The 25000-nt window shown below is 73.0% G+C and carries 26 protein-coding genes (1 of these 26 cut by a window edge); 12 read left to right on the top strand and 14 right to left on the bottom strand.

The window, feature by feature from the left end; translation table 11 throughout:
• Window positions 1–70, bottom strand: partial view of a tyrosine--tRNA ligase gene (gene tyrS, locus O7605_RS00510; RefSeq protein WP_443083851.1) — the 5' end (the start) only. It extends 1223 nt beyond the left edge of the window; 70 of the gene's 1293 nt are visible here — the first part of the coding sequence; the start codon lies at window positions 68–70; its stop codon lies off the left edge, out of view.
• A 107-nt stretch (window positions 71–177) separates the two neighbouring features.
• Between tyrS and O7605_RS00505 the strand changes: the two genes are divergently transcribed.
• The 4 genes from O7605_RS00505 (at window position 178) to O7605_RS00490 (ending at window position 2667) form a co-directional block, all read left to right on the top strand.
• Complete coding sequence (locus O7605_RS00505) at window positions 178–558, top strand: PaaI family thioesterase (protein ID WP_281583303.1); 381 nt, start codon at window positions 178–180, stop codon at window positions 556–558.
• Between the two features lie 189 nt (window positions 559–747).
• Window positions 748–1974 carry an NRAMP family divalent metal transporter gene (locus O7605_RS00500; RefSeq protein ID WP_269737391.1) on the top strand — a complete coding sequence of 409 codons (1227 nt, stop codon included), beginning with the start codon at window positions 748–750 and terminating at the stop codon, window positions 1972–1974.
• The gene (locus tag O7605_RS00495; RefSeq protein ID WP_269737390.1) at window positions 1971–2351 is read left to right on the top strand and encodes a hypothetical protein; all 381 of its coding nucleotides are present in this window, start codon (window positions 1971–1973) and stop codon (window positions 2349–2351) included. The genes O7605_RS00500 and O7605_RS00495 overlap by 4 nt, the downstream gene beginning before the upstream one ends.
• Complete coding sequence (locus tag O7605_RS00490; RefSeq protein WP_269737389.1) at window positions 2338–2667, top strand: PRC-barrel domain-containing protein; 330 nt, start codon at window positions 2338–2340, stop codon at window positions 2665–2667. Before O7605_RS00495 ends, O7605_RS00490 begins: the two co-directional genes overlap by 14 nt.
• A 57-nt stretch (window positions 2668–2724) precedes the next feature.
• Here the strand turns inward: O7605_RS00490 and O7605_RS00485 are convergent, their stop codons facing one another.
• From O7605_RS00485 to O7605_RS00475, 3 genes are all read right to left on the bottom strand, one after another.
• Window positions 2725–4119, bottom strand: a complete 1395-nt coding sequence (locus O7605_RS00485; protein WP_269737388.1) for a hemolysin family protein — start codon at window positions 4117–4119, stop codon at window positions 2725–2727.
• 124 nt (window positions 4120–4243) lie between these two features.
• A complete protein-coding gene (locus tag O7605_RS00480) occupies window positions 4244–4879 on the bottom strand; it encodes a hypothetical protein (protein ID WP_269737369.1) in 636 nt (211 codons plus the stop codon).
• 49 nt (window positions 4880–4928) lie between these two features.
• Window positions 4929–5429 carry a GNAT family N-acetyltransferase gene (locus O7605_RS00475; protein WP_269737368.1) on the bottom strand — a complete coding sequence of 167 codons (501 nt, stop codon included), beginning with the start codon at window positions 5427–5429 and terminating at the stop codon, window positions 4929–4931.
• A 129-nt stretch (window positions 5430–5558) separates the two neighbouring features.
• Between O7605_RS00475 and ppdK the strand changes: the two genes are divergently transcribed.
• The 5 genes from ppdK (at window position 5559) to O7605_RS00450 (ending at window position 13429) form a co-directional block, all read left to right on the top strand.
• Window positions 5559–8219 carry a pyruvate, phosphate dikinase gene (ppdK, locus tag O7605_RS00470; RefSeq protein WP_269737367.1) on the top strand — a complete coding sequence of 887 codons (2661 nt, stop codon included), beginning with the start codon at window positions 5559–5561 and terminating at the stop codon, window positions 8217–8219.
• Window positions 8220–8231: 12 nt separating this feature from the next.
• Entirely contained in the window at window positions 8232–8672 is a 441-nt protein-coding gene (locus O7605_RS00465) for a hypothetical protein (protein WP_269737366.1), read from the top strand.
• Window positions 8673–8981: 309 nt separating this feature from the next.
• Window positions 8982–11621, top strand: coding sequence for a cation-translocating P-type ATPase (locus tag O7605_RS00460; RefSeq protein ID WP_269737365.1), 2640 nt, complete (start codon window positions 8982–8984; stop codon window positions 11619–11621).
• A complete protein-coding gene (locus tag O7605_RS00455; protein ID WP_269737364.1) occupies window positions 11621–12517 on the top strand; it encodes a universal stress protein in 897 nt (298 codons plus the stop codon). Before O7605_RS00460 ends, O7605_RS00455 begins: the two co-directional genes overlap by 1 nt.
• 66 nt (window positions 12518–12583) lie before the next feature.
• Window positions 12584–13429 carry a universal stress protein gene (locus O7605_RS00450; protein ID WP_269737363.1) on the top strand — a complete coding sequence of 282 codons (846 nt, stop codon included), beginning with the start codon at window positions 12584–12586 and terminating at the stop codon, window positions 13427–13429.
• Between the two features lie 47 nt (window positions 13430–13476).
• On the opposite strand, the gene O7605_RS00445 is transcribed toward O7605_RS00450, so the two are convergent.
• The 6 genes from O7605_RS00445 to O7605_RS00420 form a co-directional block, all read right to left on the bottom strand.
• Complete coding sequence (locus tag O7605_RS00445) at window positions 13477–14100, bottom strand: FMN reductase (protein ID WP_269737362.1); 624 nt, start codon at window positions 14098–14100, stop codon at window positions 13477–13479.
• The gene (locus O7605_RS00440; RefSeq protein ID WP_269737361.1) at window positions 14097–15236 is read right to left on the bottom strand and encodes an LLM class flavin-dependent oxidoreductase; all 1140 of its coding nucleotides are present in this window, start codon (window positions 15234–15236) and stop codon (window positions 14097–14099) included. Before O7605_RS00440 ends, O7605_RS00445 begins: the two co-directional genes overlap by 4 nt.
• Window positions 15237–15410: 174 nt before the next feature.
• Window positions 15411–15779 carry a DUF805 domain-containing protein gene (locus O7605_RS00435; RefSeq protein WP_269737360.1) on the bottom strand — a complete coding sequence of 123 codons (369 nt, stop codon included), beginning with the start codon at window positions 15777–15779 and terminating at the stop codon, window positions 15411–15413.
• A gap of 200 nt (window positions 15780–15979) precedes the next feature.
• A complete protein-coding gene (locus O7605_RS00430) occupies window positions 15980–16597 on the bottom strand; it encodes a DNA-3-methyladenine glycosylase (protein ID WP_269737359.1) in 618 nt (205 codons plus the stop codon).
• Window positions 16598–16697: 100 nt separating this feature from the next.
• Window positions 16698–17390 carry a response regulator gene (locus O7605_RS00425; RefSeq protein ID WP_269737358.1) on the bottom strand — a complete coding sequence of 231 codons (693 nt, stop codon included), beginning with the start codon at window positions 17388–17390 and terminating at the stop codon, window positions 16698–16700.
• A complete protein-coding gene (locus tag O7605_RS00420) occupies window positions 17387–18247 on the bottom strand; it encodes a sensor histidine kinase (protein ID WP_269737357.1) in 861 nt (286 codons plus the stop codon). Before O7605_RS00420 ends, O7605_RS00425 begins: the two co-directional genes overlap by 4 nt.
• Window positions 18248–18371: 124 nt before the next feature.
• Here O7605_RS00420 and O7605_RS00415 point away from each other — a divergent pair, with 124 nt between their 5' ends.
• From O7605_RS00415 to O7605_RS00405, 3 genes are read left to right on the top strand one after another with little or no spacing between them, the layout of a single operon-like run.
• Entirely contained in the window at window positions 18372–19091 is a 720-nt protein-coding gene (locus tag O7605_RS00415; protein ID WP_269737356.1) for an ABC transporter ATP-binding protein, read from the top strand.
• Entirely contained in the window at window positions 19088–19873 is a 786-nt protein-coding gene (locus O7605_RS00410; RefSeq protein ID WP_269737355.1) for a hypothetical protein, read from the top strand. Before O7605_RS00415 ends, O7605_RS00410 begins: the two co-directional genes overlap by 4 nt.
• The gene (locus O7605_RS00405) at window positions 19870–20592 is read left to right on the top strand and encodes a hypothetical protein (RefSeq protein ID WP_269737354.1); all 723 of its coding nucleotides are present in this window, start codon (window positions 19870–19872) and stop codon (window positions 20590–20592) included. The genes O7605_RS00410 and O7605_RS00405 overlap by 4 nt, the downstream gene beginning before the upstream one ends.
• Window positions 20593–20696: 104 nt before the next feature.
• Here the strand turns inward: O7605_RS00405 and argH are convergent, their stop codons facing one another.
• The 4 genes from argH to O7605_RS00385 all read right to left on the bottom strand — a co-directional run.
• Window positions 20697–22160, bottom strand: coding sequence for an argininosuccinate lyase (gene argH, locus O7605_RS00400; protein WP_269737371.1), 1464 nt, complete (start codon window positions 22158–22160; stop codon window positions 20697–20699).
• Window positions 22161–22218: 58 nt separating this feature from the next.
• The gene (locus O7605_RS00395) at window positions 22219–22746 is read right to left on the bottom strand and encodes an arginine repressor (RefSeq protein WP_269737353.1); all 528 of its coding nucleotides are present in this window, start codon (window positions 22744–22746) and stop codon (window positions 22219–22221) included.
• 55 nt (window positions 22747–22801) lie between these two features.
• Window positions 22802–23728, bottom strand: coding sequence for an ornithine carbamoyltransferase (gene argF, locus O7605_RS00390; RefSeq protein WP_269737352.1), 927 nt, complete (start codon window positions 23726–23728; stop codon window positions 22802–22804).
• Window positions 23725–25000: acetylornithine transaminase (locus O7605_RS00385; protein ID WP_269737387.1), on the bottom strand; the 1276-nt coding region annotated here is incomplete at its 5' end. The genes argF and O7605_RS00385, both read right to left, overlap by 4 nt.

Here is a 25000-nt window from a genome sequence, read left to right as displayed (position 1 = left end):
CCCGCCAGCGCAGGTCATCGGTCAGGGAGTCCCGCCGGGCCGGCGGGAGGGTGCTGTCGGTCACGATCACCGATTGTCCCCCATCAGCCCGGTCCGGCCCTACCGGGTTCCGGCGACAGGCACCGGCACTAGGCTGACCAGTCCAAGATCATGGAGGTGTCCGTGGACGTGTCGACGATGTCGGGTGGCTTCTTCGCCCTGCTCGGACTGGAGTTGGACGAGATCAGCGGGGACCGGGTCACGATTCGCTGGCGGGTTCGCCCGGAGTTGCACCAGCCGTACGGCATCCTGCACGGCGGGGTCCACTGCTCGGTGGTGGAGACGGCGGCGAGCCTGGGCGCCGGTGTCTGGCTGGGTGAGCGCGGGCGGGTGGTCGGCGTGTCCAACCAGACCGACTTCCTGCGGGCCGTGGGCGAGGGTGAGTTGGTCGCGGTCGGCACCCCGGTGCACCGGGGGCGCAGCCAGCAACTGTGGCAGGTGGAGATCACGGACGCGGACGGGCGGCTGGTCGCCCGTGGCCAGGTCCGCCTCCAGAACCTCTACCCGGCCACGGACTGACCGGAGCCGCGCCCCGACCAGGGCGGTCGGGTCGCCGAGCCGGCCGCACACCGTCGACAGGACACTGCGCGCTGCCCGACCGCCGCTCATCGTCACCGCCGTGCCTGAGCAGCGCTGAGGGCGGTTTCGGGTAGCTGGCGGCTTTGGTGGCGTTATCGTCGCGTCGATGACCGAGCCCGTACCGCCGACGTGAGGAAGCTTCTCGCCGCCACGCTCGGCATCCTGTCCGCGGTCGGCGGCTTCGTCGACATCGGCGACCTGGTCGCCGCCGGCCAGGCCGGTGCCCGCTTCGGCATGGCGCACACCTGGGTGCTGCTGCTCGGGGTCGTCGCCATCTGCGCGTACGCGGAAATGGCCGGACGGATCGCGGCGGTGACCGGGCGGGCGGTGTTCGACCTGGTCCGGGAGCGGCTCGGCGCGCGGATGGCGCTGCTCAACCTGGTGGCGTCGTACCTGGTCACGGTGATCACGCTGGCCGCCGAACTGGGTGGGGTGGCGCTGGCGTTGCGGCTTGCCACCGGCGTGCCGTACCTGCTCTGGGTGCCGGTCGCCGGGATCGCGGTCTGGCTGGTGCTTTGGCGGATGAGGTTCCCGGTGATGGAACGGGTCTTCGGGCTGGCCGGGCTCGCCCTGGTGGTGTTCGCCGTCGCCCTGTTCTGGCTGCCGACCGACTGGGCGGCGCTCGGGCGCGGTGCGGTGACACCTGGCGACTCGGGTCAGGGATGGGGGGCGTACTGGTTCGTCGCGGTCGCGCTGTTCGCCTCGACGGTCAGCCCGTACGAGGTCTTCTTCTTCTCCTCCGGTGGGGTCGAGGAACGGTGGAGCGCCACCGACCTGGCCGACGCCCGCTTCAGCGTGCTCGTCGGCTTTCCGGTCGGCGGCTTCCTCGCGCTGTCCCTGATGGCCACGGCGACGGTGGTGCTGCGCCCCGCCGGCCTGTCGGTGGACGGTCTCGACCAGGTCGCCCATCCGGTGGTGCTGGCCTTCGGCTCGGTCGGCCTGGCCGTGGCCGCGCTGGCGTTCTTCGCGGTCACCTTCGGCGCCGCGTTGGAGACCGGTCTGTCCGCCGCGTACGCGGCCGCGCAGTACTTCGGCTGGCAGTGGGGCAAACGGGTGAGCCCGCACGAGGCGGCCCGCTTCCACACGGTGCTGCTGGTCAGCGTGCTGCTCGGGGTGCTCGCGCTGCTCACCACGGTCGATCCGGTGGCCCTCACCGAGTACATGCTGATCATCAGCGCGGTGGCGTTGCCGCTGACCTACCTGCCGATCCTGGTGGTCGCCAACGACCGCACCTACCTCGGTGACCGGGTCAACGGCCGTGCTCTCAACCTGCTGGGCGCGGTGCTGTTGCTGGTCATCCTCGCGGCCTCGATCGTCGCCGTGCCGCTGGCGATCGGTACGAGGATGGGCCAGTGAGGATCCAGGTCAGCCAGGAGCTGCTCGACCGGCAACTGGTCGACCGGGACGGGCGGCTGATCGGCAAGGTCGACGACGTGGAGTTCGCGCTCGACGCGGACGGGGTGCCGTACCTGCGGTCGTTGCTCAGCGGGCCGGGTGCGCTCGGCCAGCGGGTGGGCGGTCGCCTCGGCCGGATGCTGGTGCTGACCGCCGAGCGATTCGTCACGGACCGGCCGATGGCGCCGCTACGCATCCCGTACGCGCTCGTCGAACGGGTCGACAGTGCGGTGTGGCTGCGGGTGCGGGCCGACGAACTGCCCACCTCGCCGGTGGAGCAGTGGTTGCGCCGGCACGTGATCGATCGGATTCCGGGGGCGCACCGTGCGAGCGGGTGACCTGTTGGGGCGTACCGCGTACGACCCTCAGGGCCGGCGCCTGGGTCGGGTGGTGGACCTCGTGCTGCGTGGCCCCGCCGACGGCCCGCTGCGGCTGACCGACCTGGTCGTCACCCGGCACTGGTACGGCCGGTTGAGTGGACGGCTGATCGGTCCGCAACGGCACCCGTCCGGTCCCTGGGCGATCCGCGCGCTGGCCCGACTGCTCGCTCGGAGCACCTGGCAGGTGCCGGTGCACCGGGTGCGCTTGGACCCGCCGCTGCCTGGTCCGCCCGATCCGGGTCGGCCGCGCGACGCTGGCCCGGAGCCTGCCTGAGCCGGCTGTGCGTGGCTACGTCGGCGGCCCGCGCGGTCGGACCCGTTCGCACGGTGCTCAGTGCCGGGTGCGGTCCAGCACCGACGGGGAGTCGACCGACGGCCCTGCCGCGTCCGGCTGCGCGTCGGGTTCGTCCGCCGCCTGTCCGGTCGTCTCGGCAGCGTCCGGGTCCGCGGGTCCCGTCGCCGTCCGGCGCAGCCGGACACCGGAGACCGCGCGGTCGTCGGCGAGCGTCACCTCCAGCCGCCAGCCGTCGACGGTGAGCTGCTCCCCGGCGTGCGGGATCCGGCCGAGACCGGCCAGCAGCAGCCCGGCCACGGTGGTGTAGTCGCCGTCCGGCCGTCCGGGCAGCTCCACGCCGATGTCGGGCAGGTCGTGGACGGGGAAGGTGCCCGGCAGCAGCAGCGCCCCGTCGTCGTCGGTGCGGACCGCACCGACATCCCGGTCGGTCTCGTCGTAGATCTCCCCGACGATCTCCTCGAGGATGTCCTCCAGGGTGACGATGCCCTCGACGGCGCCGCGCTCGTCGACGACCAGGGCCATGTGCTGGCGTTCGGCCTTGAACCGGCGCAGCGCGTCGACCACCGGCACCGAGTCCGGCAGCAGCAGCGGCGGACGGGCGTACTCGTCGACCGGCTGATCGTCACCGACGCCGACCAGGTCCCGCAGGTGGATGACGCCCACCGAGTCGTCCAGGCCGCCGTGGCGTACCACCGGCGCGCGGGAGTGCCCGGAGGCGGCCAGCACGAGTCGGGCGGCCTCCGCGGTGGTGCCGCTGTCCAGGCAGAAGACCCGCAGCCGCGGCACCAGCACCGCCCGCAGCCTGCGCTCGGCGATCTCCACCGCGCCGGCGATGATGGTCTGCTGCTCCTTGGTGAAGCCGTGGTGGCCGGCCACGATGTCCCGCAGCTCGTCCGGGCTGATCTCGTCCCGCTCGGGCTTGGGGTCCAGGCCGACCAGCCGTACCACCAGGTCGCTGGTGGCGCCGAGCACCCAGACGACCGGCCGGGTGAAGCCGGCGAGCAGATCCAGCGGGCGGGCGACGAGCAGCGCCCACCGCTCCGGAACCTGCATGGCGATCCGTTTCGGGGCCAGCTCACCGAAGACCAGGGTGATGAAGGTCAGCACCAGCGTGACGAGCACCACGGAGATCGGGCCGGCGGCCCGGCCGAAGACGCCGTCCAGCAGCGGAACCAGCGGCTGGGCCAGCGACACCGCGGCGGCCGCCGAGGCGAGGAACCCGGCAAGCGTGATGCCGATCTGGATGGTGGCCAGGAAGCGGTTCGGGTCGCGGGCCAGCCGGGCCAGCACCCGACCCGTGCGTCCGCTGCGTTCCAGTCGCTGGACCTGGCTGTCGCGCAGCGACACCAGCGCCAGCTCACTGCCGGCGAAGATCGCGTTCACCACGATCAGGACCGCGACCAGGGCCAGCTGGCTCCAGTAGCTCTGCACGCCTGGTTCTCCCTCGCTGGACCGCGCCCCGTGGCGCCGCCGGTGGCGGCCCCGCCGGCGTAGCGGAGCCTATGCCCACTCGCTCCGGCGGTGAATCATCACCAGGTGGGGCCGGGGCGCGCGCTCAGCCCTGCGGCAGCGCCGGCGCCGGCAGGTCCAGCACGTACGACTCCCCCGCGCGGCGGAACCCGAGGCGGTGGTAGTACGGGGCGATCATGCCCGGTGGGCTCAGCACCTGGCGGAACCCACGGTCGGTGAACAGGCTGCTGCGCCGGTAGACGAACTCGCCGGGGGTGAAGTCACGAAACGGCGGAGTGACGTAGTCCAGGTCGACCTGGGCCACCCCGTCGCCGACGTCGCGGACCAGTACCACACCGACGACCTCGTCGGCGCGTACCACCAGGAAGGCCGACCGACCGACCGGGCGGTCGGGACGGAAACCCGGGTTGAACCGGGCGATGTCGGCGGCGTGCACCCGCAGCGTGTGGGCCAGGAACGCGTCGTCGGCACCCACCTCCACCACCTGGTAGGTCTGCTCGTCGTGGCGGGTGGTGAGCAGCCGCCGCAGGTACCAGATGTTGATCACGGCCAGCACCACGTTCAGCCCGACCATGGGCCACACCCGGATCGTGGCGTTGTAGCCGATCAGGACGGCACAGCCGACCAGGTTCAGGGCGCGCAGCCGCAGGATGCGCGTCTGCAGCAGCGACCAGACCAGCAACGCGGAGCCGGCCCAGCCGACCAGTTCCAGCCAGTTCACCCCGCGAGGGTAGTCGCCGCCCTGGTCAGCCCCGGTTTCAGGGGGCGGATCACGCCGGGTCGGTGCCGGTTGACGGCGGCAGTTCCAGGACGTACTCGTCGATCTCGTGGCCGCGGCCCGGGGCGTACGCCCGCTCGGTCCCCCGGACGACGAAGCCGCAGCGGCGAAGCACCGCCAGCGACGCGGCGTTGTCGGTGGCCGTTCGCGCGAACAGTGGCCGGCGGGTGACGTCCCGCAGCAGCGCGGTCAGGGCCCGGGTGGCGTACCCACGGCCCCAGTGCGCCCGGTCGATCCAGTAGCTGACCTCGAACTCGTCGCCGACCGGGAAGGCCAGCACGTGACCGACCACGGTGCCGTCGACGGTCACCGTGCGGGCCAGGTTCTCCGGGCCGGTGAGGATGCGGACCCAGTGCGCGGCGAACGCCCGCCGGTCCGTCGGATCCTCGGCGCCGAAGGCGGCCATCCGGTTGGCCTCCGGGTCGAGCTGGTGGACGAAGAACTCCACCAGGTCGTCCTCGCGTACCGGGCGTAGCCGCAGGTCATCGGTCACCGGCCGACCATACGCGTTGCGGGTGGGGACCACCGGCCCGGTTCGGATCGGCTTTCGGCCCTGCCCCCGCGGGATGCGGCGTTGCTACCAACGAGGCAGAGGCATCGACGGCGAAGTGGAGGCCGGGTCATGACCAGGTACGTGTACGACTTCATCGAGGGTGGCCGAGAGATGGCCGACCTGCTCGGCGGCAAGGGCGCCAACCTCGCCGAGATGACCCGGCTCGGGCTGCCGGTGCCGCCCGGATTCACCGTCAGCACGGACGCCTGCCGGGCGTACCTCGCCGACAAGGCGGTGCCCGACGGACTGTTCGACGAGGTGAACGCTCATCTGCGGGAGGTCGAGGTGCGGCTGGGCCGGCGGCTCGGCGACCCGGCCGAACCGCTGCTGCTGGCCGTCCGTTCCGGCGGGCGCTACTCGATGCCCGGGATGATGGAGACGATCCTGGACATCGGGCTCAACGACGCCACCGTGACCGGGCTGGCCCGGATCAGCGGCGACGAGCGGTTCGCCTGGGACTCGTACCGACGGCTGATCCAGATGTTCGGTCGGACGGTGCACGGCGTGCCGGCCGAGGAGTTCGACCGGGAACTGGACGCGTTGCGGGCCACCGCCGGGCCGGACGGCCCGACCGCGGAGCAGTTGCACGGCCTGGTCGAGACGTACAAGAAGGTGTTCGCCGACCGGGTCGGTCACGAGTTCCCCCAGGCCCCGCACGAGCAGCTGTACCTGGCGATCCGGGCGGTCTTCGAGTCGTGGAACGCCTCCCGGGCGGTGCTCTACCGACGCCGCGAGCACATCTCCGACGACCTGGGCACGGCGGTCAACGTGATGGCGATGGTCTTCGGCAACCTGGGCCCGGACTCGGGTACCGGGGTGGCGTTCACCCGCGATCCGGCCACCGGCGCGCCCGGCGTGTACGGCGACTACCTGTCCGACGCCCAGGGCGAGGACGTGGTGGCCGGAGTCCGCAACACGGTCGGGCTGGACGAGCTGTCGCGGCTCGACCCGGCCAGCTACCGGCGGCTGACCGGGATCATGACGACGCTGGAACGGCACTACCGGGACCTGTGCGACGTGGAGTTCACCATCGAACGGGGCCGGTTGTGGATGCTGCAGACCCGGGTCGGCAAGCGCACCGCGGCGGCGGCGTTCGTGATCGCCGCCCAACTGGCCGACGAGGGTCTGATCAGCTGGGACGAGGCGTTGACCCGGGTCAGCGGGGCGCAACTGGCCCAGCTGATGTTCCCCACCTTCGACCCGCAGGCCACGCCCGAGCCGCTCGCCACGGGCGTGGGTGCCTCCCCCGGGGCCGCCGCCGGCCGGGTGGTCTTCGACAACGCCGCCGCGACCGCGGCGGACGGGCCGGTGATCCTGGTCCGCCGGGAGACCAACCCCGACGACCTGCCCGGCATGATCGCCGCCGCCGGGATCCTCACCGCCCGGGGCGGCAAGACCTCGCACGCCGCCGTGGTCGCCCGGGGCATGGGGCGTACCTGCGTCTGCGGCGCGGAGGCGCTGCAGATCGACCCGGAGCGCGGCGAGTTCCGGGTCGGCGACACCACGGTCCGGGCCGGTGACCTAGTCTCCATCGACGGCACCACCGGGCGGATCTATCTCGGCGAGGTGCCGGTGCGGCCCTCCCCGGTGACCCGCTACCTCGCCGGTGAACTGGCGCCGCAGTCCGACCGGCTGGTCTCGGCGGTGGACCGGCTGCTGCGGCACGCGGACTCGGTGCGCCGGCTCGGCGTACGCGCCAACGCCGACACTCCCGCCGACGCGTCGCGGGCGCGGGCGCTCGGCGCGGACGGGGTCGGGCTGTGTCGGACCGAGCACATGTTCCTCGGTGCCCGCCGGGCCCTGGTGGAGCGGTTGATCCTGGCCGACGGGCTGGACGAGGTCCACGCCGCGCTGGCGGAGCTGCTGCCGTTGCAGCGGGAGGACTTCGTCGCGATCCTCGCGGAGATGGACGGCCTGCCGGTGACCATCCGGCTGCTCGACCCGCCGTTGCACGAGTTCCTCCCCCCGTTGCCCGAACTGGCCGCGCGGGTGGCCCGGGCGGAGGCGCTCGGGCAGCAGCCGGGTCGCGACGCGGTGCTGCTGGCCGCCGTCCGCCGGATGCAGGAGAGCAACCCGATGCTGGGCCTGCGCGGGGTCCGCCTGGGTCTGGTGGTGCCGGGCCTGTTCGCGATGCAGGTCCGGGCCGTGGCGGAGGCGGCGGCGCGGCGGGTGGCCGAGGGCGGCGACCCGCGCCCGGAGATCATGGTGCCGCTGGTCGTCGACGTGCACGAGCTGGCGGCGGTGCGGGCCGAGGTGGCCGACGTGCTGGCCACCGTGCCGGGTGCGCCGCCGATCCCGGTCGGCACGATGGTCGAGACGCCGCGCGCGGCGCTGACCGCCGGGGCGATCGCGGGCGAGGCGGAGTTCTTCTCCCTGGGCACCAACGACCTGACCCAGACCACGTGGGCGTTCTCCCGCGACGACGGGGAGGGCTCGTTCCTCGGTGACTACCTGGAGCGGGGCATCGTCGAGGCGTCACCGTTCGAGACCGTCGACGTCGCCGGGGTGGGCCGGCTGGTCCGCCTGGCGGTGGCCGAGGGCCGCGCGGCGCGACCCGGGCTGACGGTCGGGGTCTGCGGCGAGCACGGCGGTGACCCGGAGTCGGTGGAGTTCTTCGCCGAGGCCGGACTCGACTACGTCTCCTGCTCGCCGTACCGGGTGCCGATCGCCCGCCTGGCCGCCGGCCGGGCCGCGGTGACGCCGGACTGCGTCGGCTCCGACGCCCGATAGGAGGTGCCTGAGATGACCGCCATCTTCAATGCCACCGGGTCGGTGCCGCTGGCCCAGCCCCGACCGGCCCCGGAAACGGCGCAGCAGCCGGCACCGCCGCTGTCGGTCGGGCCGGTGCTGGAGTTGCCCGGCACGCCGCCGGCCGCTCTGGTGCCGGTGACCCGCGACGGACGCCCGGTCGGCGTGTTCGTCGCGACCGCCGGACGCGTGCGGTACCGGCCGCTGCCCGACCCGGATCGACTGCTGGTCGCCACCGCCGGGGTGCTGGCCGTCGGGCTGGTCACCGCCGGGGTGACGGTGCTGGGTCGGCGCAGGCCACCCGCGGTCGCGCGGTTGACCATGGGCCCGGGCGGCTGGGTCAGCTTCCGGGGGGTACGCGCTCCGGCTCCCCGGGCTGCCCGCCCCTGGTGGGCCCGCCTGTTGCGGGCCCGCCGCCTGGTCGCCGAACGCTGAGCCGCAGCGTCGGGCGGGTACGCCACGGCGAGCACTTTCGGTGCTGCTGCTGCCTCGGACCGGACGGAGGCAGCAGCAGCACGGATGCTGCTCGGATCATGACCGATGTCGCTCGGGCGGCAGTCGGTACGGGCCCGACGGGCCAGCTGCGCGCGGCATCACCGACACCACGGTGGGACGGGCTGGCAGGGCCGTTGGTCCCGGGGCGCGCGGGCGGATCGCCCCTGCCGGGCGGCGCCGGCCTCGGCGAGGCTGGTGTCGAAGGGGCGGGCCGTCGGGGTGCGCCCGACGCACAGGGCGGAGCGGACGGTGACCGGACAGGTCCAGGTCGCGGACGGTGGCGTACGCGGGGAGAGCATCGTCGTGACGGCACCCGCCACCGGGCTCAGCTCGACCGAGGCCGCCCGGCGGCTACAGGCGGACGGCCCCAACGCCGCCGCGACACCGCCCCGCCGGCATCTGGCGACGCGGGTCCTGCACCAGCTCTCCGATCCCCTGGTCGCCCTGCTGCTGGCCGCCGCCGTGGTCACCACGGTGCTGCGGGACTACCCCGACACCGTGGTGATCCTGCTCGTGGTCGCCGTGAACACGGCGATCGGGGTGGTGCAGGAGGTACGCGCCGACCGGGCCATCGCCGCGCTCGACCAGCTCGCCGCGCCGACCGCCCGGGTGGTGCGGGACGGCCGGGACGCGGTGCTGCCCGCCACCGAGCTGGTCCGGGGCGACCTGGTCCGGGTCGAGGCCGGCGACGTGGTCCCGGCCGACCTGCTGCTGCACGACGCGAGCCGGCTGCACCTGGACGAGTCGGCGTTGACCGGCGAGTCGGTGCCGGTGTCCCGGGCGGCGGGCGAGGAGGCCAGCGCCGGCACGGTGGTGACCACCGGTCGGGCCGTCGGCACGGTGGTGCGCACCGGCGCGACGAGTGCGCTGGGCCGGATCGCCACCCTGGCGGCCAGCACCCGGCCGACGGCGACCCCGTTGCAGCGCCGGCTCGCCTCGCTCGGCCGGATCCTCGGCGTCGTCGCCGTGGTGTTGTCCGGGCTGGTCTTCGCCGTCGGCGTGTTCAGCGGTCGTCCCCTGGTGGACATGGCGGTCACCGCGGTGAGCCTGGTGGTCGCCGCGGTGCCGGAGTCGCTGCCGGCGGTGGTGACGCTGGCGCTGGCGCTGGGGGCACGTCGGATGGCGGCGGCCCGGGCGATCCCCCGCCGGCTGCACGCGGTGGAGACGCTCGGCTCGGTCACCGTGATCGCCTCGGACAAGACCGGCACCCTGACCGAGGGACGGATGGCCGTGCAGTCGGCGGTCACCGGCGACGGTGCCGTGTTCGGGGTCACCGGCAGCGGGTACGCCCCGCACGGCACGGTGCACCGCGACGGCGCGCCGGTGGCGGTGCCGGACGAGCTGCGTCGGCTGGCCCGGGCCGGGCTGCTCTGCAACGACGCGACCCTCGCCCCGCCGACCGAGCAGCGACCCCGCTGGGGTGCGGTGGGCGATCCGCTGGAGGCGGCCCTGGTGGCCTTCGCGGCCCGCTGCGGCCTGGATCCGCAGACCATCCGCAACGCCTGGCCCCGGGTCGCCGAGCACCCCTTCGACCAGCAGCTACGCCGCATGACCACGGTGCACCGCTCCTGCGACCGTCGCTACCTGGTGGTGTGCAAGGGCGCCCCGGAGAACGTGCTCACCGCGCCGCTGCTCGACGCCGACGCCGACGAGTTGGCCGCCCTGACCGCCGCCGCGCACCGGCTGGCCGGTGCCGGGCTGCGGGTGCTGGCGTTGGCCGCCGCCGTGCTGGACACCGCGCCGGCCGACCCCGCGCGTCCCGAGGGGTTGCGCCCGCTGGGTCTGGTCGCGGTCGGCGATCCGCTGCGCGCCGCGGCGCCGGACATCGCCGACGGTTTCGCCGACGCCGGCGTGCGGCTGGTGCTGGTCACCGGCGACCATCCGGCCACCGCGGCGGCCATCGCCGGTCAGCTGGGGCTGTGGAGCGAGGGCGACCCGGTGGTACGCGGTGACGACGGTGATCCCGCCGCGGCACCACCGGCGACCCGGGTGTACGCGCGTACGCAGCCGGAGCAGAAGCTCGACATCATCGCCGGGTTGCAGTCCCGGGGTCATGTGGTGGCGATGACCGGCGACGGCGTCAACGACGCGCCGGCGTTGCGCCGGGCCGACATCGGGGTGGCGATGGGTGGCGGTACCGAGGTGGCCCGGCAGGCGGCCGACCTGGTGCTGGTCGACGACGACCTGTCCACGGTGACCGCCGCGATCGGTGAGGGTCGCCGGATCTACGACAACATCCGCCGGTTCCTGCGCTACGCCCTCTCCGGTGGGGTGGCCGAGATCGCGGTGATGCTGCTCGGGCCGCTGTTCGGCCTGCCCGTGCCGCTGCTGCCGGCCCAGATCCTCTGGATCAACCTGCTCACCCACGGGGTGCCCGGGGTGGCGCTGGGCGCCGAACCGGCCGAGCCGGGCTCCCTGCGCCGGGTGCCACGCTCGCCGCAGGAGTCGGTGCTCGGCGCGGGGCTGGGCCGGCAGATCCTGGTCGGCGGCGCGCTGATCGCGGCGGTGACCCTGGGCGCGGGCGTGCTCGCCGCCCACTGGGACCGGCCCTGGCAGTCGGTGATCTTCATCGTTCTCGGCCTGGCGCAGCTCGGGGTCGCGCTGGCGGTCCGCGCGCCACGACCGGCCGGACAGCGGCGGGGCAACCTGGCGCTGCCGCTCGCGGTCGCCGCCTCCGCGCTGCTCCAGGTGGCCGGGGTGCTGCTGCCACCGCTGCGGGAGCTGCTCGGCACCGAGGTCCTCGGCGGCACCGAGCTGCTGGCCTGTGCCGCGGTGAGCGTCCTGCCCGGCCTGGCGCTGCGGCTGACCCGGCGTACGGCGGCAACCGATCTGTCCACCCTGACGCCGTCGGTACGCGAGGCTGACAGCGGAGTCGAGAAGGAGATGTGATGACCAGCAACACCGGTGCCCCCGTCGTGGTGGGCGTGGACGGTTCCGAGATCGCCCTGCACGCGGTGCGCGCCGCCGCGCGGGAGGCCGCGTACCGGCACCGCCCGCTGCGCGTCGTGCACGCGTTCATCTGGCCGTTGATGGGCGTGCCGCTGGGCCCCGCGCCGGGTGCGCCGGCCGATGGTGGGCTACGCAACCAGGCCGAGCGGCACCTCGCCGACGCCGTCGCCGAGGCCGGCAAGATCGCCCCGGAGGTGCCGGTGACCGCCGAGCTGGTCGACGGGTCGGCGAGCAGCGTGCTGCTCGCCGAGGCCCGGGACGCGGCGCTTGTCGTCCTCGGCAACCGGGGCCTGGGCGGCTTCGCCGGGCTGCTGCTCGGTTCGGTGGCCGTCCAGGTCAGCGCCCACGCCGACGGGCCGGTGCTGGTGGTACGCGGCGAATCGCGCGCGGACGGCCCGGTGGTGGTCGGCGTCGACGGTTCGGAGCTGTCCCAGGAGGCCGTCCGGTTCGCCTTCGAGGAGGCGGCGTGGCGCGGCACCGAGCTGGTCGCGGTGCACGCCTGGCTCTATCCGACGCCGGTCGGTCCCGGTGACATCCTGCCCCTGGTCTACGACCTGGACGCCTTCCGGGACGAGGAGGAGCGCGTCCTCGCCGAGGCGGTGGCCGGCTGGTCCGAGCGGTATCCGGAGGTGCCGGTGCGGCGGCGGTTGGTGCGCGGTTCCCCGGGTCGGGCGCTGGTGGAGGAGTCACGCACCGCCCAGTTGGTGGTGGTCGGCGCGCGGGGACGTGGCGCGTTGGGCGGGCTGCTGCTCGGCTCGGTCAGCCACGCCGTGCTGCACCACGCCCACTGCCCGCTGGCGATCGTCCGGAAGCTGCGTACGGTCGAGGGGACCTGACCGGTGGTGTGTCGACGCGTACCGGCGGCGGGAGGCGTCGACAATGAACCCTGACCGACCGATGGAGTGACGATGACCCGACCTGTCGTGGTGGGGGTGGACGGATCGCCGCCGAGCCTGGTGGCCGCGGAGCACGCGGCACAGGCGGCGGTGTGGCGTTCCCGCCCGCTGCACCTGGTACACGGATACCTGCACCCGCTCGGCTACGGCGTGCCGATCAACCCGTACGAGGTGGGTGTGCCGGCGGCGTCGGAGGACGGCCGCAAGATGCTCGAACAGACCGCCGCCGAGCTGGTCGACCGGTGGCCGGGGCTGACGGTCGAGGTGCGTCAGGTGGCCGGCGGGCCGGGTGCGACGCTCGTCGAGGAGTCCCGGCGGGCGGAGCTGGTGGTGGTGGGCAGCCGGGGCCTGGGCGGCTTCGCCGGGCTGCTGCTCGGCTCGGTCGGCACCCAGGTCGCCGCGCACGGTCACTGCCCGGTGCTGGTGATCCGCCCGCCCGACCGTCCGCTGCCCACCGAGGGGCCGGTGCTGGTCGGCGTGGACGGTTCGGAGTCGGCCGAACTCGCCGTCGGGTACGGCGCCGAGGAGGCCGGCCGGCGCGGTGGGACGCTGGTGCTGGTGCACGTCGCCGCCGACGGCGACGACACCGGGGAGGCCGAGGCCCTGCTCGCCACCGCCGGTGCGGCGGCGCGCGGTAGCCGCCCGGGGCTGACCGTGCGGGAACGGTTGATCGTCGCGCCCAAGGCGGACCAGGCGTTGATCGAGGCGACCGGGGACGCGGCGCTCGTGGTGGCCGGATCCCGTGGTCGGGGTGGCTTCGCCGGGCTGCTGCTCGGCTCGGTCAGCCAGACGCTCGTGCACCACGCCCGTTGCCCGGTGCTCATCGCCCACCCGTACCAGCCGGAGCAGTGACCACCCGCCGGCCGGGCCGCCGCCAAGTGGCGGCCCGGCCGGCGGGATCAGCCGTCGCGGCCGTGGAGCAGTTGGTCGAAGCTGGTGGTGAGGGCGAACGGGTCGGTGGGTCCGCTGGACGGGGCGCTGCGCCGTACCAGTTCGGCGAGTTCCCGGCCGGCGCGCTCGATCCGGGCGCGCAGCGCGCCGTCGACGGTCCCGCCGGACCAGTCCTCCGGTGCGGCGAAGACGGCGGTCGGCGCCACCACCGCCCGCAGGTAGGTGAACATCGGACGCAGCGCGTGCTCCAGCGCCAGGGAGTGCCGTGCGGTGCCGCCGGTCGCTCCGATCAGGACGGCACGGCCGCCGAGCGCGTCGGCGTCGACCAGGTCGAAGAACGACTTGAACAGCCCGTTGTACGAGGCGTTGAAGATCGGACTGACGGCGATCAGCCCGTCGGCGCCGGTGACCTCGTCCAGCACCCGCCGCAGCGGTTCCGCCGGAAAGCCGGTGAGCAGGTGGTTGACGATGTCGTGGGCGTGTTCGCGCAGCTCGACCGGGCGCAGCTCGACCTGCTCGCCGTGCCGGGTCAGCTCGTCGCGGGTGGCCGCGGCGAGCTGGTCGGCCAGCAACCGGGTCGACGAGGGCTGGCTGAGACCGGCCGAGACCACGGCGAGGGTACGCACGGTCATCGGGCGGCCTCCGGTGCCCGGCCGGTGACGTCGTCGACGGCGTGGACGGTGCTGTCACCGCCACCACCGGCGGCGGCCAGCAGCGAGGCGTGGGTCGGCGCCAGCGGCACGTGCGCCGGCCGCAGCGACTCGAACTCCTTGCGCAGCACCGGCACGACCTCCTCGCCGAGGAGATCCAGCTGCTCCAGGACGGTCTTCAACGGCAGCCCGGCGTGGTCGACGAGGAACAACTGCCGCTGGTAGTCGCCCACGTAGTCGCGGAAGCCGAGCGTACGGTCGATGACCTGCTGCGGGCTACCCACGGTCAGCGGGGTCTGGGCGGTGAACTCCTCAAGCGAGGGGCCGTGACCGTAGACCGGCGCGTTGTCGAAGTAGGGGCGGAACTCACGCACCGCGTCCTGGGAGTTGCGGCGCATGAACACCTGGCCACCGAGACCGACGATCGCCTGGTCGGCGGAGCCGTGGCCGTAGTGCTCGAAGCGCTGCCGGTACAGGCCGACCATCCGCCGGGTGTGCTCGGCGGGCCAGAAGATGTGGTTGGCGAAGAAACCGTCGCCGTAGTACGCGGCCTGCTCGGCGATCTCCGGGCTGCGGATGGAGCCGTGCCACACGAACGGGGGTACGCCCTCGAGCGGGCGTGGCGTCGAGGTGAACGACTGCAACGGGGTGCGGAACTTCCCCTTCCAGTCGACCACGTCCTCGCGCCACAGCCGGCGCAGCAGGTCGTAGTTCTCGATGGCGAGCGGGATGCCATTGCGAATGTCCTGCCCGAACCAGGGGTAGACCGGCCCGGTGTTGCCCCGGCCCATCATCAGGTCGACCCGGCCGTCGGCGAGGTGCTGGAGCATCGCGTAGTCCTCGGCGATCTTCACCGGGTCGTTGGTCGTGATCAGCGTGGTCGCGGTCGACAGCAGCAGCCGCTCGGTGCGGGCGGCGATCCAGCCCAGCATGGTGGTGGGCGACGAGGGCACGAACGGCGGGTTGTGGTGCTCGCCGGTGGCGAAGACGTCGAGGCCGACCTCCTCGGCCTTCAACGCGATGGTGACCATCGCCTTGATCCGTTCGGCCTCGGTGGGCTCCCGGCCGTTCGTCGGGTCGACCGTGACGTCGCCGACGGTGAAGACTCCGAACTGCATGACCGCTCCCTCGTGTCGTCCGACCGGGCGGTGGTGCCCGACGCCCCCGACAACATATTTGACGAGTCAACTATTCCGCGAGCCCGCCTCGCGTCAGTGTCCCCCGTCACGGCCGTCCCATCCACGCTGATGCGGCGGATCAACGCGTGGCACGGCTCGTGAGCGGATGCTCGTCTATGACTTCGGGCTGGGGCCGAAGCGGTTTGGACCGGGCGTACCGTTCTGGACGGCGAACACCAGCAGCACAATCCACCCGACAATCGGGATCAGGGCGAGCAACAACCACCAACCGGAACGGTCCAGGTCGTGCAGACGCCGTACGGAGACAGCCAGCGACGGCAGCAGAAGTGCCAGATTGACGACCAAGGAAACAGGTCCGCCCGACGCCTCGAAGTCGACGCCCAGCGCACTGTCGACGACCCGGGCCGCAATTCCAACCAGAAGGAGGAACAACGAGAACCACCAGTACTCGGAGCGACGAGCCCGGCCCTGGAAGGTAGCGTACTGCGACAGAACAGAACGAACCGCATCGGCGAAAGACATGACATCCCCGTTCCACAATAGAGCCTCGCTGGTGCCAGCAGGGTACGTCGTCGCGTCACACCGCGTTGTTCCACACGATCGGCCTCGAGATTCGGCCGGCGGGCCAGCGGACCCGGCCGTTGCCACGCCAGTGATGGCCGACAGATCCGAGAAACCCGTCTCGCCTGCCCGCCAGCTCCGCACCCGCCCAGGAGGACGGGTCACCGACCTGACGGCCGACGCCTTCGTGGCACGTGCCGGCGGTACGGGCTGACGGTCGGGTCGCCGGTGATCCAGAAGCGCCAGGGCACGTCGTGCGCGGCGGCCACGCCGACGCGCGGGCCAGCGGAGACGGCCGATGGCGCGACCGGGTGGGTCGGCGGCGTCAGCAGCAGCGGCCCGGTGCCGTCGACAACGCTGGTGCCGTTTGCCGACGCGTCGACGCCGAGCGCGACCACCAGCCGTGCCGGTCCGCGCGCGAGATCCCGGTCGGGCACCTCGCCACGCCGCTTGCGGGCCAGGTCCACACCGTCGATCACCTCGCCGGCGCGGAGCAGGACCGCTGCCGCCTCTCTCTCATCGCCGCAGACGACGTTGAGGCACCAGTGCATCCCGAAGACGAAATACGTGTAGGCGTAGCCCGCCGGACCGAACATGACCTCGGTCCGGGGTGTTGGCCCGCGATGCGCGTGCGAGGCGGGATCCACACCGGTTCCGGCGTACGCCTCGACCTCGGTCAGCCTGATCCGCACCCCGTTCGCCGCCACCTCGGCACCGAGGAGCGTCCGCGCGGTCCACGCGACGTCGGCGGCGGGGGCGGTAAGCCAGGGATGGTCCATCCGTCCAGGTAACCCGGCCCGGAGCCCAACCGGCAAGCGGCACTCCCCCGCTGATCCGGTCGGGCCGAAGCCGCGACGTCCGGCAGGGAGGAGGCGGAACTTACTCCGAGGATCGACGCGCGACAAGATCGTTCTCGTAGGCGGCGATGACGAGTTGAGCTCGATCACGGGCTTCGAGCTTGGTGAGCAGGTTGCCGACGTGCGTCTTGACGGTTTTGATCGAGATGGTGAGTGTCCGGGCGATCTCGTCGTTGGACAGGCCGCGGGCCACGAGAGACAGCACCTCGGTCTCGCGGCCGGTCAGCCTGTCGATCTTACGGACCTCGGGCGGGCCGGGCCGGTCGAGGTAGTGCGCGACGAAGCGGGTGAGAATGCTGGGCGCGAAGAGGGACTCGCCCGCGTGGGTCCGTCGGATGGCGTCGACGAGTTGGTCCGGGTGGGCGTCCTTGAGCAGGAAGCCGTGCGCCCCGGCGCGCAGCGCGGCAGCCACGTACTCGTCGAGTGCGAACATGCTGAGCACGAGAACCCTGGTACCGCTCAGGTCGGTGGCGGCGGCGATGCGTCCGGTCGCTTCGATGCCGTCGCCGTCGGGCATCCGAATGTCCATCAGGACGACGTCGGGTCGGCGTTCCCGGGTGAGCGACACGGCCTCGTGTCCGGTGGCGGCCTGACCGACGACGGTGAGGCCCGGGGTGCCGTCGATGAGCAGGGCGAGGCTGTGCCGCAGGAGCGGCTGGTCGTCCGCGACGAGCACCCGGATGCTTGTGGATCGGCCCGCTGATCCGGTTGTCATCCGGACCGCCGGGCCGGCAGGCGCGCCGTGAGCTGGAAGCCCGGCCCGACCGGGCCGGCGCGCAAGACACCATCGAGCATGCTCACTCGCTCGCGCAGACCATCCAGGCCGTGGCCGGCACCGGGGCGGGGTCGCCAGCCGGGGCGGGGACCGGTGTCCCGTACCTCCACCACGATCGCGTCGCCGTCGCGATCCACGGTGACGTGCACGCAGGTCGGCCCGGCGTGCCGGGCCGTGTTGCTCAGGCCCTCCCGGACGATCGCGCACACGGCGAGCTGCACGCCGGGTGGCACCTCACCGACCCGCCGCACCTCGACAGTGGCGGCGGTCCCGGCGGCGGTCGTGGACCGCACGATCTCCGGTAGGGCGTCGAGTGTGTCGGGCGGTCGTAAGGGAGCGGGCTCGGCGCCAGGTGCGCGGAGCACATCGAGCATCCGCCGCAGTTCGGCCGTGGTCTGCCGACCGACCTGTTCGATGTCGGACAGGGCGTTCACCCGTTCGGCCTCACCGGTCGGCCCGGTCACCCGAGCTGCCGTGGCGGCACGCACGGTGACCAGGCCCAGGCCGTGCGAGACGAGATCGTGAAGCTCACGGGCGATGCGCAACCGTTCCGCCGCCGCGGCCCGCTCAGCCGCCCATGCGGTCAGCCGGTCCTCGTACACCCGCCGTTGCTGACGGGCGCCGATCACCGCCCAGAGCAACGCCGCGACGGCGGTCGTGGTGATCACCGTCAACAGGAGCGTCCCGGCCGGACCCACGGTGCCCGCGGTCATCAGGCAGAGGAGCAGAGCCACCGGCACCGAGGCGGCGACGGCGGACAGCCAGGGCCGCCGTGTCGGTCGCCCGTCAGGTGCCATCTTGCGAGTCTAGGAACCCGGACCGTGGCCTGACATCGGACCTGGGTCGGAGCGACCTGAGGTGGGCGGGCTGGCGGAAGTCCCGGCTCTGGTCCGATGACGCGGACCGGCACGCTGCGCTGACATGGTGCTCATGCTGTCAGTCGAGCGTCTGGTCAAGCGGCGCGGCTCCCGCGAGATCCTCACCGATGTCACCTTCCGGACCACACCGGGCCGGGTGACAGGTCTGCTGGGGCCGAACGGTGCGGGCAAGTCATCCACCCTGCGCATCCTGTTGGGCCTGGACCGGGCGGATGCCGGCACGGCCCTGGTCGACGGCCAACCGTACCGGCGCCTGCGCCAGCCGCTACGCACCGTCGGGTCGATGCTGGACGGCTCCGGCGCACACCGCTCCCGTACCGCGCGCAACCACCTCACCTGGATGGCGCGCAGCAACGGCATCCCGATCCGGCGGGTGACCGAGGTGCTCGATCAGGTCAGGCTCGGTGCCGCCGGGGGAACCAGGGTCGGCCGGTTCTCACTCGGCATGTGCCAGCGGCTCGGGCTGGCCGCCGCGCTGCTCGGCGAACCTCGTGCACTCGTGCTCGACGAGCCGGTGAACGGGCTCGATCCGGAGGGCATCCGCTGGATCCGCGTTCTGCTGCGCGGGCACGCGGACGCCGGTGGCACCGTGCTGCTCTCCAGCCACCTGATGAGGGAGGTGGACGAGATCGCCGACGACCTGGTCGTCATCGCCAACGGCCGGGTCGTCGCCGCGGGTCCGATCCGAGACGTCACGGCCGGCTACCCGACCCTGGAGGATGCCTTCTTCGCCCTCACCGGGCCGACGGCAGGTGGGCGATGACCTTCGTCGACACGGTCGTCGCCGAGATTCGCAAGACGGCGACGCTGCCGGCGACCACTGTCGCGCTGGCTGTCACGGTGCTCGGTCCGGTCGCGATCACTCTGATCAACGCCGTCGGTGTCCGCGCCGCGCTGCGCAGCGGCCGGACCGAGCTGACGGCCTACACCTCGCCGGTCGAGGCGGTCTTCTCCGCGGTGCCGATCGGCACGGTCGGCGCGGTGGTCCTCGGCGTCGTCGCCGTTGCCGGCGAGTACACCGCGAACAGTGCCCGGATCGGCGGCGGTCGGCAGATCACCACGACCCTCACCGCCATCCCCAACCGCCTCGGTGTGCTGGCCGCCAAGGTCGTCACCGTCGTCCTGCTGGTCGCGGTCGCGGCTCTGGTGGTGATTCCCGCCTCGTTGGCGCTGGCCGGCGGGATAGTCGGCACCGACGCTCCACCGGCACCGGAAGGGGTGCTGTCCCGCTGCGTCGGTGCCGGGATCTACTGGATGCTCACGGCGTTGATCGCCCTCGCGGTCACGGTCTTCACCCGCAACGGGATCGTCCCGATCATCGTGCTCGTGGTGAACAGCAGCCTCGTCTCGGTCTCCGTGCTGCTGTCGCACCTCACCCCGCTCGCGCGGTTCCTGCCCGATCTCGCGGGCATGAGCATGTTCGCCGGTGACCTGTTGGCGTTCGACGACGCGCTCGCCCCGGTCACCGGCGGCCTGGTCATGGCCACCTGGACGGCAGCGCTGCTCGCGCTGGCCAGTGCGGTTTTCCTGCGGCGGGACGCATGATCCGCTCCTGCGCCCGTGCCACCGCCGCGGAGTTGGCCAAGCTGTCCGGCCTGCCGGCGGTGCTGGCGGCGGTCTTCGGCACGATCGGCGCAGCCGTCGCCGTCACCGGGGCGTTGGCCGCCTCGCCGGCCCGGGTGGACGAGCCGGTCGCAGTCGTCCTCCAGGCGGTGCCGTACCTCCAGGCCGGCACCATCTCGCTCGGCGTCCTCGCGGTCGGGACCGAGTACGCCGATGGGCAGATACACACCACCCTGCGGTGCGTGCCGGACCGCCTGGCCGTGCCGGTCGCCAAGACCCTCGCCTACCTGGCCTGGGCTACCGCAACCGCCGTCGCGGCGCTCGGCGTCGGGCTGCTCACGGCCCGAATCGCGCTGGCCGCGCGGAACGTCCCGGTGGTCACCGACGGTCTCCCGTGGAACGTCGTCGGCGCGGCGGTCTACCTCGCGCTCATCGGGTTGCTCGGGCTGGCTCTTGCCGCGCTCCTGCGGGCCGTCGTCTCCGCTCTCGTCGTCACGCTCAGCCTGGTGCTGGTCGTTTCGCCGCTGCTGGACGCCGTCACCCCGCACGCTCGTTACCTGCCGGATCGGGCTGGTGGCCTGCTCTACCTTCCCGACCCGGCACAGGTCCTGACGCCCGCCACCGGCCTGCTCGTTCTGCTCGGTTGGGTCGTTGTCATCGGCAGTGGGGCGGTGGCCGCCTTCCGCCGCCGCGACGCCTGAGTCCGGGCGCGTCGAGGCAGCAGTTTCGGGGAAACTGTCGCCTCGGCGTGCCTGGCGGCGACAGTTTCCCCGAAACTGCACGAGAGATCGCGAAGGGGTGCGGGTCAGCGGGGGACGACCTGCTCGGCGGACCACTCGCGCCAGGTGGTCAGCTGGTCGGCGGCGGTGGCGAGTTGGTCGGCTACCGGGCCGGGGCCCGTCGAGCCGGGGGTGATGCGGGCGGCCAGCGCCGAGCGGACCGACAACACGTCGCGTACGGCCGGGTCGAGGTGTTCGCTGACGGTGGCCAGGTCGGCGTCGGAGACCTCGTCGAGGGCACAGTCCCGGGCCGCGCAGAGCGCCACCAACTTGCCGGTGATCTCGTGCGCGTCGCGGAACGGCACACCCTTGCGCACCAGCCAGTCGGCCACCTCGGTGGCCAGGGAGAAGCCCACCGGCGCGGCGGCGACCAGGCGGTCGACGCGTACCGTCATCGTGGAGATCATTCCGGCGAGCGCCGGCAGCAGCAGTTCCAGGGTGTCGACCGCGTCGAAAGCCGGCTCCTTGTCCTCCTGCATGTCCCGGTCGTACGTCATCGGCAGGCCCTTGAGCATGGTCAGCACCGCGACCAGCCCGCCGACCAGCCGACCCGACTTGCCCCGGGCCAGCTCGGCGATGTCCGCGTTCTTCTTCTGCGGCATGATCGACGAGCCGGTGGCGAAGGCGTCGTCCAGCTCCACCCAGCCGAACTCCTGCGACGTCCAGAGCACCACCTCCTCACCGAGGCGGGACAGGTGCACCCCGATCATCGCGGTGACGAAGAGGAACTCGGCGACGAAGTCCCGGTCGGCGACCGCGTCCATCGAGTTGGCGAAGGACGTCCGGAACCCCAGCTCCTTCGAGACCGCCACCGGGTCCAGCGGCAGGCCCGAACCGGCGAGCGCCCCCGCGCCGAGCGGACTTACCGCCGCCCGGTGGTCCCAGTCGCGGAGCCGCTCCAGGTCCCGCAGCAACGGCTGCACGTGGGCGAGCAGCCAGTGGCCGAAGGTGACCGGCTGGGCGTGCTGCAGGTGCGTCATGCCCGGCGCGGCGGTGTCCACGTGCCGCCCCGCCTGCTCGACCAGCGCCTCGGCCAGCTCCACCAGCCGCGCGGCCACGCCCCGGGCGTGATCGCGCAGATAGAGCCGCAGGTCGGTGGCGACCTGGTCGTTGCGGGACCGGCCGGCGCGCAGCTTGCCGCCGAGACTGCCGAGCCGTTCCAGCAGGCCACGCTCCAGAGCGGTGTGCACGTCCTCGTCGTCGACCGTGGGACGGAACGCGCCCGAGGCGCAGGCCGCCTCCAGGTCGTCGAGGGCGGCGAGGATGCGACCCAGCTCCTCCGGGTCGAGCAGGCCGGCACCGGCCAGCACCCGGGCGTGCGCCCGGGAACCAGCGATGTCGTACGGGGCCAGCCGCCAGTCGAACTGCACGCTGACCGACAGGCGGGCCAGGGCCTCCGACGGGCCACCGGCGAACCGCCCTCCCCACAGGCTCGTCCGGTTGGCCGCTGCGCTGTTCTCGGTCAGGCTCTTGTCATCCACCCGGTCAATTGTGGTCCCCACGATCAGCCGCCTCCCCACCGGGCACCCACGTCCGACACGACCTCGCTCACTGCGTACCGCTCCCTTCGGCACTGTCGTCCCGGCGGGCCCAGCTGGCGAGCCGTTCACCGAGCGCGGCGCCACCGTCGGCGGCACGTGCCACGACGAAAATGGTGTCGTCGCCGGCGATGGTGCCGACGACCTCCGACAGGCCCGCCCGATCCAACGCGCTGGCCAGGTAGTGGGCGGCCCCCGGCGGAGTACGCAGGACCGCGATGTTGCCGCTGGAATCGACCTCGTTGAGCAGCTCACGCAACAGCCGCACCAGACGGGCCGGTGCCGCCTCGGCGTCGCGCAGCGGCCGGTGACCATCCTCGGGAATCACGTACACGGCGCGGCCGTCACCGCCCCGCGCGGTGACCGCGCCCAGCTCCTTCAGGTCCCGCGACAGGGTGGCCTGGGTGACCTGGACGCCCTCCGCGCCGAGCAACTCGGCCAGCTCGGTCTGCGAACGGACCGCCCGGTCGCGGATCAACTCGACGATGCGGGCGTGGCGGGCACCCCGGGTCAGCGGTGCGGTGTTCCTCGCGCTCACCGGGCCAACCTTCCGTTCGCGACTGCGGGACTCCGCTGCGCTGCGTTCCTCGCGCTCACCGGGACTCCTGCAACAGGAAGGTCAGCAGCGCCTTCTGGGCGTGCAGCCGGTTCTCCGCCTGGTCGAAGACGGCACTGCGCGGGCCGTCGAGCACCTCGTCGGTGATCTCCTCGCCGCGGTGTGCCGGCAGGCAGTGCAGCACGATAGCCTCCGGCGCGGCGTGCCCGAGCAGCGCCTTGTTGACCTGGTACGCCAGGAACGGGGTGCTGCGGTCCATGCCGTCGGCCTCCTGTCCCATCGAGGTCCAGGTGTCGGTGGCCACCACGTCGGCGTCGCGGACGGCGGCGACCGGGTCGGTGAGCACCCGGACCGAACCGCCGGTGCCGGCGGCGATCGCCTCGGCCCGGGCCACCACCTCCGCGTGCGGGTGGAAACCGGCCGGACCGGCGACCCGCACGTGCATGCCGGCGGTCGCGCCGGCCAGCAGGTACGAGTGGGACATGTTGTTCGCCGCGTCCCCCACGTAGGCGAGCGTCCGCCCCACCGTGCCACCAAACCACTCGCGGATGGTGAGCAGGTCGGCGAGCAACTGGCACGGGTGGAACCCGTCGGTGAGCGCGTTGACCACCGGCACGGTGGCTCCGGCGGCGACCTCCGCGATCCGGTCGTCGCCATGGGTACGCAGCACGATCGCGGCCACGTAGCGGGACAGCACCCGGCCGGCGTCGCCGAGCGACTCACCCCGGCCGAAGTGGGTGACCTGGGTGTCCACCACCAGCGGGTGACCACCCAGTTCGGCGATGCCGGCGTCGAAGGAGATCCGGGTGCGCAGGCTCTGCTTGTCGAACAGCACCGCCACCGAGCGCGGCCCGGCCAACGACGCGAACGCGAACCGGTCGGCCTTCATCCGGCCGGCCAGGTCGAGCACCGCGGACTGCTCGGCCGGCGACAGGTCGTCGTCACGCAGGAAATGCCGGATCACGCGGAAGCCTCCCTCGGCGCCACCGGGTTGGTCGAGAAACTGGTCGGCGCACTCCCGTCGACCGGGGCGACCGGAATCGCACCGCCGGACGGCGCGACCGGGGCAACCCGATCCGGGACACCCGTGGACGCCGCCAGGGCGGCCGGCAGCGCCGCCAGGAAGGCGTCGACCTGAGCGGCGGTGAGGATCAACGGCGGGGCCAGCCGGATCACGTCGGGCTGGATCGGATTGACCAGGAAGCCGGCCTCGCGCAGCGCCCCGGCGAGCGCGGCGGACAACGGTGCGGTCAGGGTGACGCCGAGCAGCAGCCCCGCACCGCGTACGCCGGCCACCAGCGGATGACCGAGCGCCTCGATCCCCCGACGCAGCCGCTCACCGAGCCGCTTGACGTGGTCGAGCAACCCCTCACTGGCGATCGTGGAGATGACGGCCAGCGCGGCGGCGCAACTGACCGGGTTGCCGCCGAAGGTGCTGCCGTGCGAACCGGGGCCGAGCAGGTCGGCGGCCGGGCCGAAGGCGAGCGTCGCGCCGATGGGCAACCCGCCACCAAGCCCCTTGGCCAGGGTCACCACATCCGGTTCGACGCCGTCGGCCTGATGGGCGAACCAGTGCCCGGTCCGGCCGACGCCGGTCTGCACCTCGTCCAGCACCAGGAGGGCACCGTGCCGGGCGGTGATCCGGCGGGCCGCGGCGAGGTAGCCGGCGGGCGGGACGACCACACCGTTCTCGCCCTGGATCGGCTCCAGGATCACCATGGCCGTGGCGTCGGTCACCGCCGCGGCCAGCGCGGCCACGTCACCGTAGGGGACATGGGTCACCTCGCCCGGCAGCGGCCGGAACGGGTCGGCCTTGGCCGGCTGACCGGTCAGGGCGAGAGCGCCCATCGTCCGCCCGTGGAAGCCGCCGACGGTGGCCACCACCCCGGTGCGGCCGGTGCACCGGGAGAGCTTGAACGCCGCCTCGTTGGCCTCGGCTCCGGAGTTGGCGAAGAACACCCGGCCCGGCCGGCCGGCGAGGGCCAGCAGCAGTTCGGCGAGCGCCACCGGCGGTTCGCAGACGTACAGGTTGGAGACGTGGCCGAGCGTGGCGACCTGCTTCGACACGGCCGCCACCACCGTCGGGTGCGCGTGCCCGAGAGAGTTGACGGCGATGCCGCCGAGCAGGTCGACGTACTCCCGGCCGGCCTCGTCGACCACGACGGCGCCGGAACCCGACACCAGCGCCAACGGCGGCGTGCCGTAGTTGTCCATCATCGCCTGCCGCCACCGGCTG

It is taken from the genome of Verrucosispora sp. WMMA2121 (genome assembly GCF_027460185.1).
In the GTDB taxonomy this organism is placed as follows: domain Bacteria; phylum Actinomycetota; class Actinomycetes; order Mycobacteriales; family Micromonosporaceae; genus Micromonospora; species Micromonospora palythoicola.
Note: the sequence above shows the minus strand (reverse complement) of the source record. Positions and strands in the feature narration are given on the sequence as shown.

Coding starts and splice junctions, on each gene's coding strand:
- O7605_RS00435 (WP_269737360.1), bottom strand. CDS start 15,779: ATGTCTTTCGCCGATGCGGTTCGTTCTGTTCTGTCGCAGTACGCTACC.
- O7605_RS00425 (WP_269737358.1), bottom strand. CDS start 17,390: ATGACAACCGGATCAGCGGGCCGATCCACAAGCATCCGGGTGCTCGTC.
- ppdK (WP_269737367.1), top strand. CDS start 5,559: ATGACCAGGTACGTGTACGACTTCATCGAGGGTGGCCGAGAGATGGCC.
- O7605_RS00465 (WP_269737366.1), top strand. CDS start 8,232: ATGACCGCCATCTTCAATGCCACCGGGTCGGTGCCGCTGGCCCAGCCC.
- O7605_RS00420 (WP_269737357.1), bottom strand. CDS start 18,247: ATGGCACCTGACGGGCGACCGACACGGCGGCCCTGGCTGTCCGCCGTC.
- O7605_RS00415 (WP_269737356.1), top strand. CDS start 18,372: ATGGTGCTCATGCTGTCAGTCGAGCGTCTGGTCAAGCGGCGCGGCTCC.
- O7605_RS00455 (WP_269737364.1), top strand. CDS start 11,621: ATGACCAGCAACACCGGTGCCCCCGTCGTGGTGGGCGTGGACGGTTCC.
- O7605_RS00445 (WP_269737362.1), bottom strand. CDS start 14,100: ATGACCGTGCGTACCCTCGCCGTGGTCTCGGCCGGTCTCAGCCAGCCC.
- O7605_RS00430 (WP_269737359.1), bottom strand. CDS start 16,597: ATGGACCATCCCTGGCTTACCGCCCCCGCCGCCGACGTCGCGTGGACC.
- O7605_RS00405 (WP_269737354.1), top strand. CDS start 19,870: ATGATCCGCTCCTGCGCCCGTGCCACCGCCGCGGAGTTGGCCAAGCTG.
- O7605_RS00410 (WP_269737355.1), top strand. CDS start 19,088: ATGACCTTCGTCGACACGGTCGTCGCCGAGATTCGCAAGACGGCGACG.
- O7605_RS00440 (WP_269737361.1), bottom strand. CDS start 15,236: ATGCAGTTCGGAGTCTTCACCGTCGGCGACGTCACGGTCGACCCGACG.
- O7605_RS00505 (WP_281583303.1), top strand. CDS start 178: ATGTCGGGTGGCTTCTTCGCCCTGCTCGGACTGGAGTTGGACGAGATC.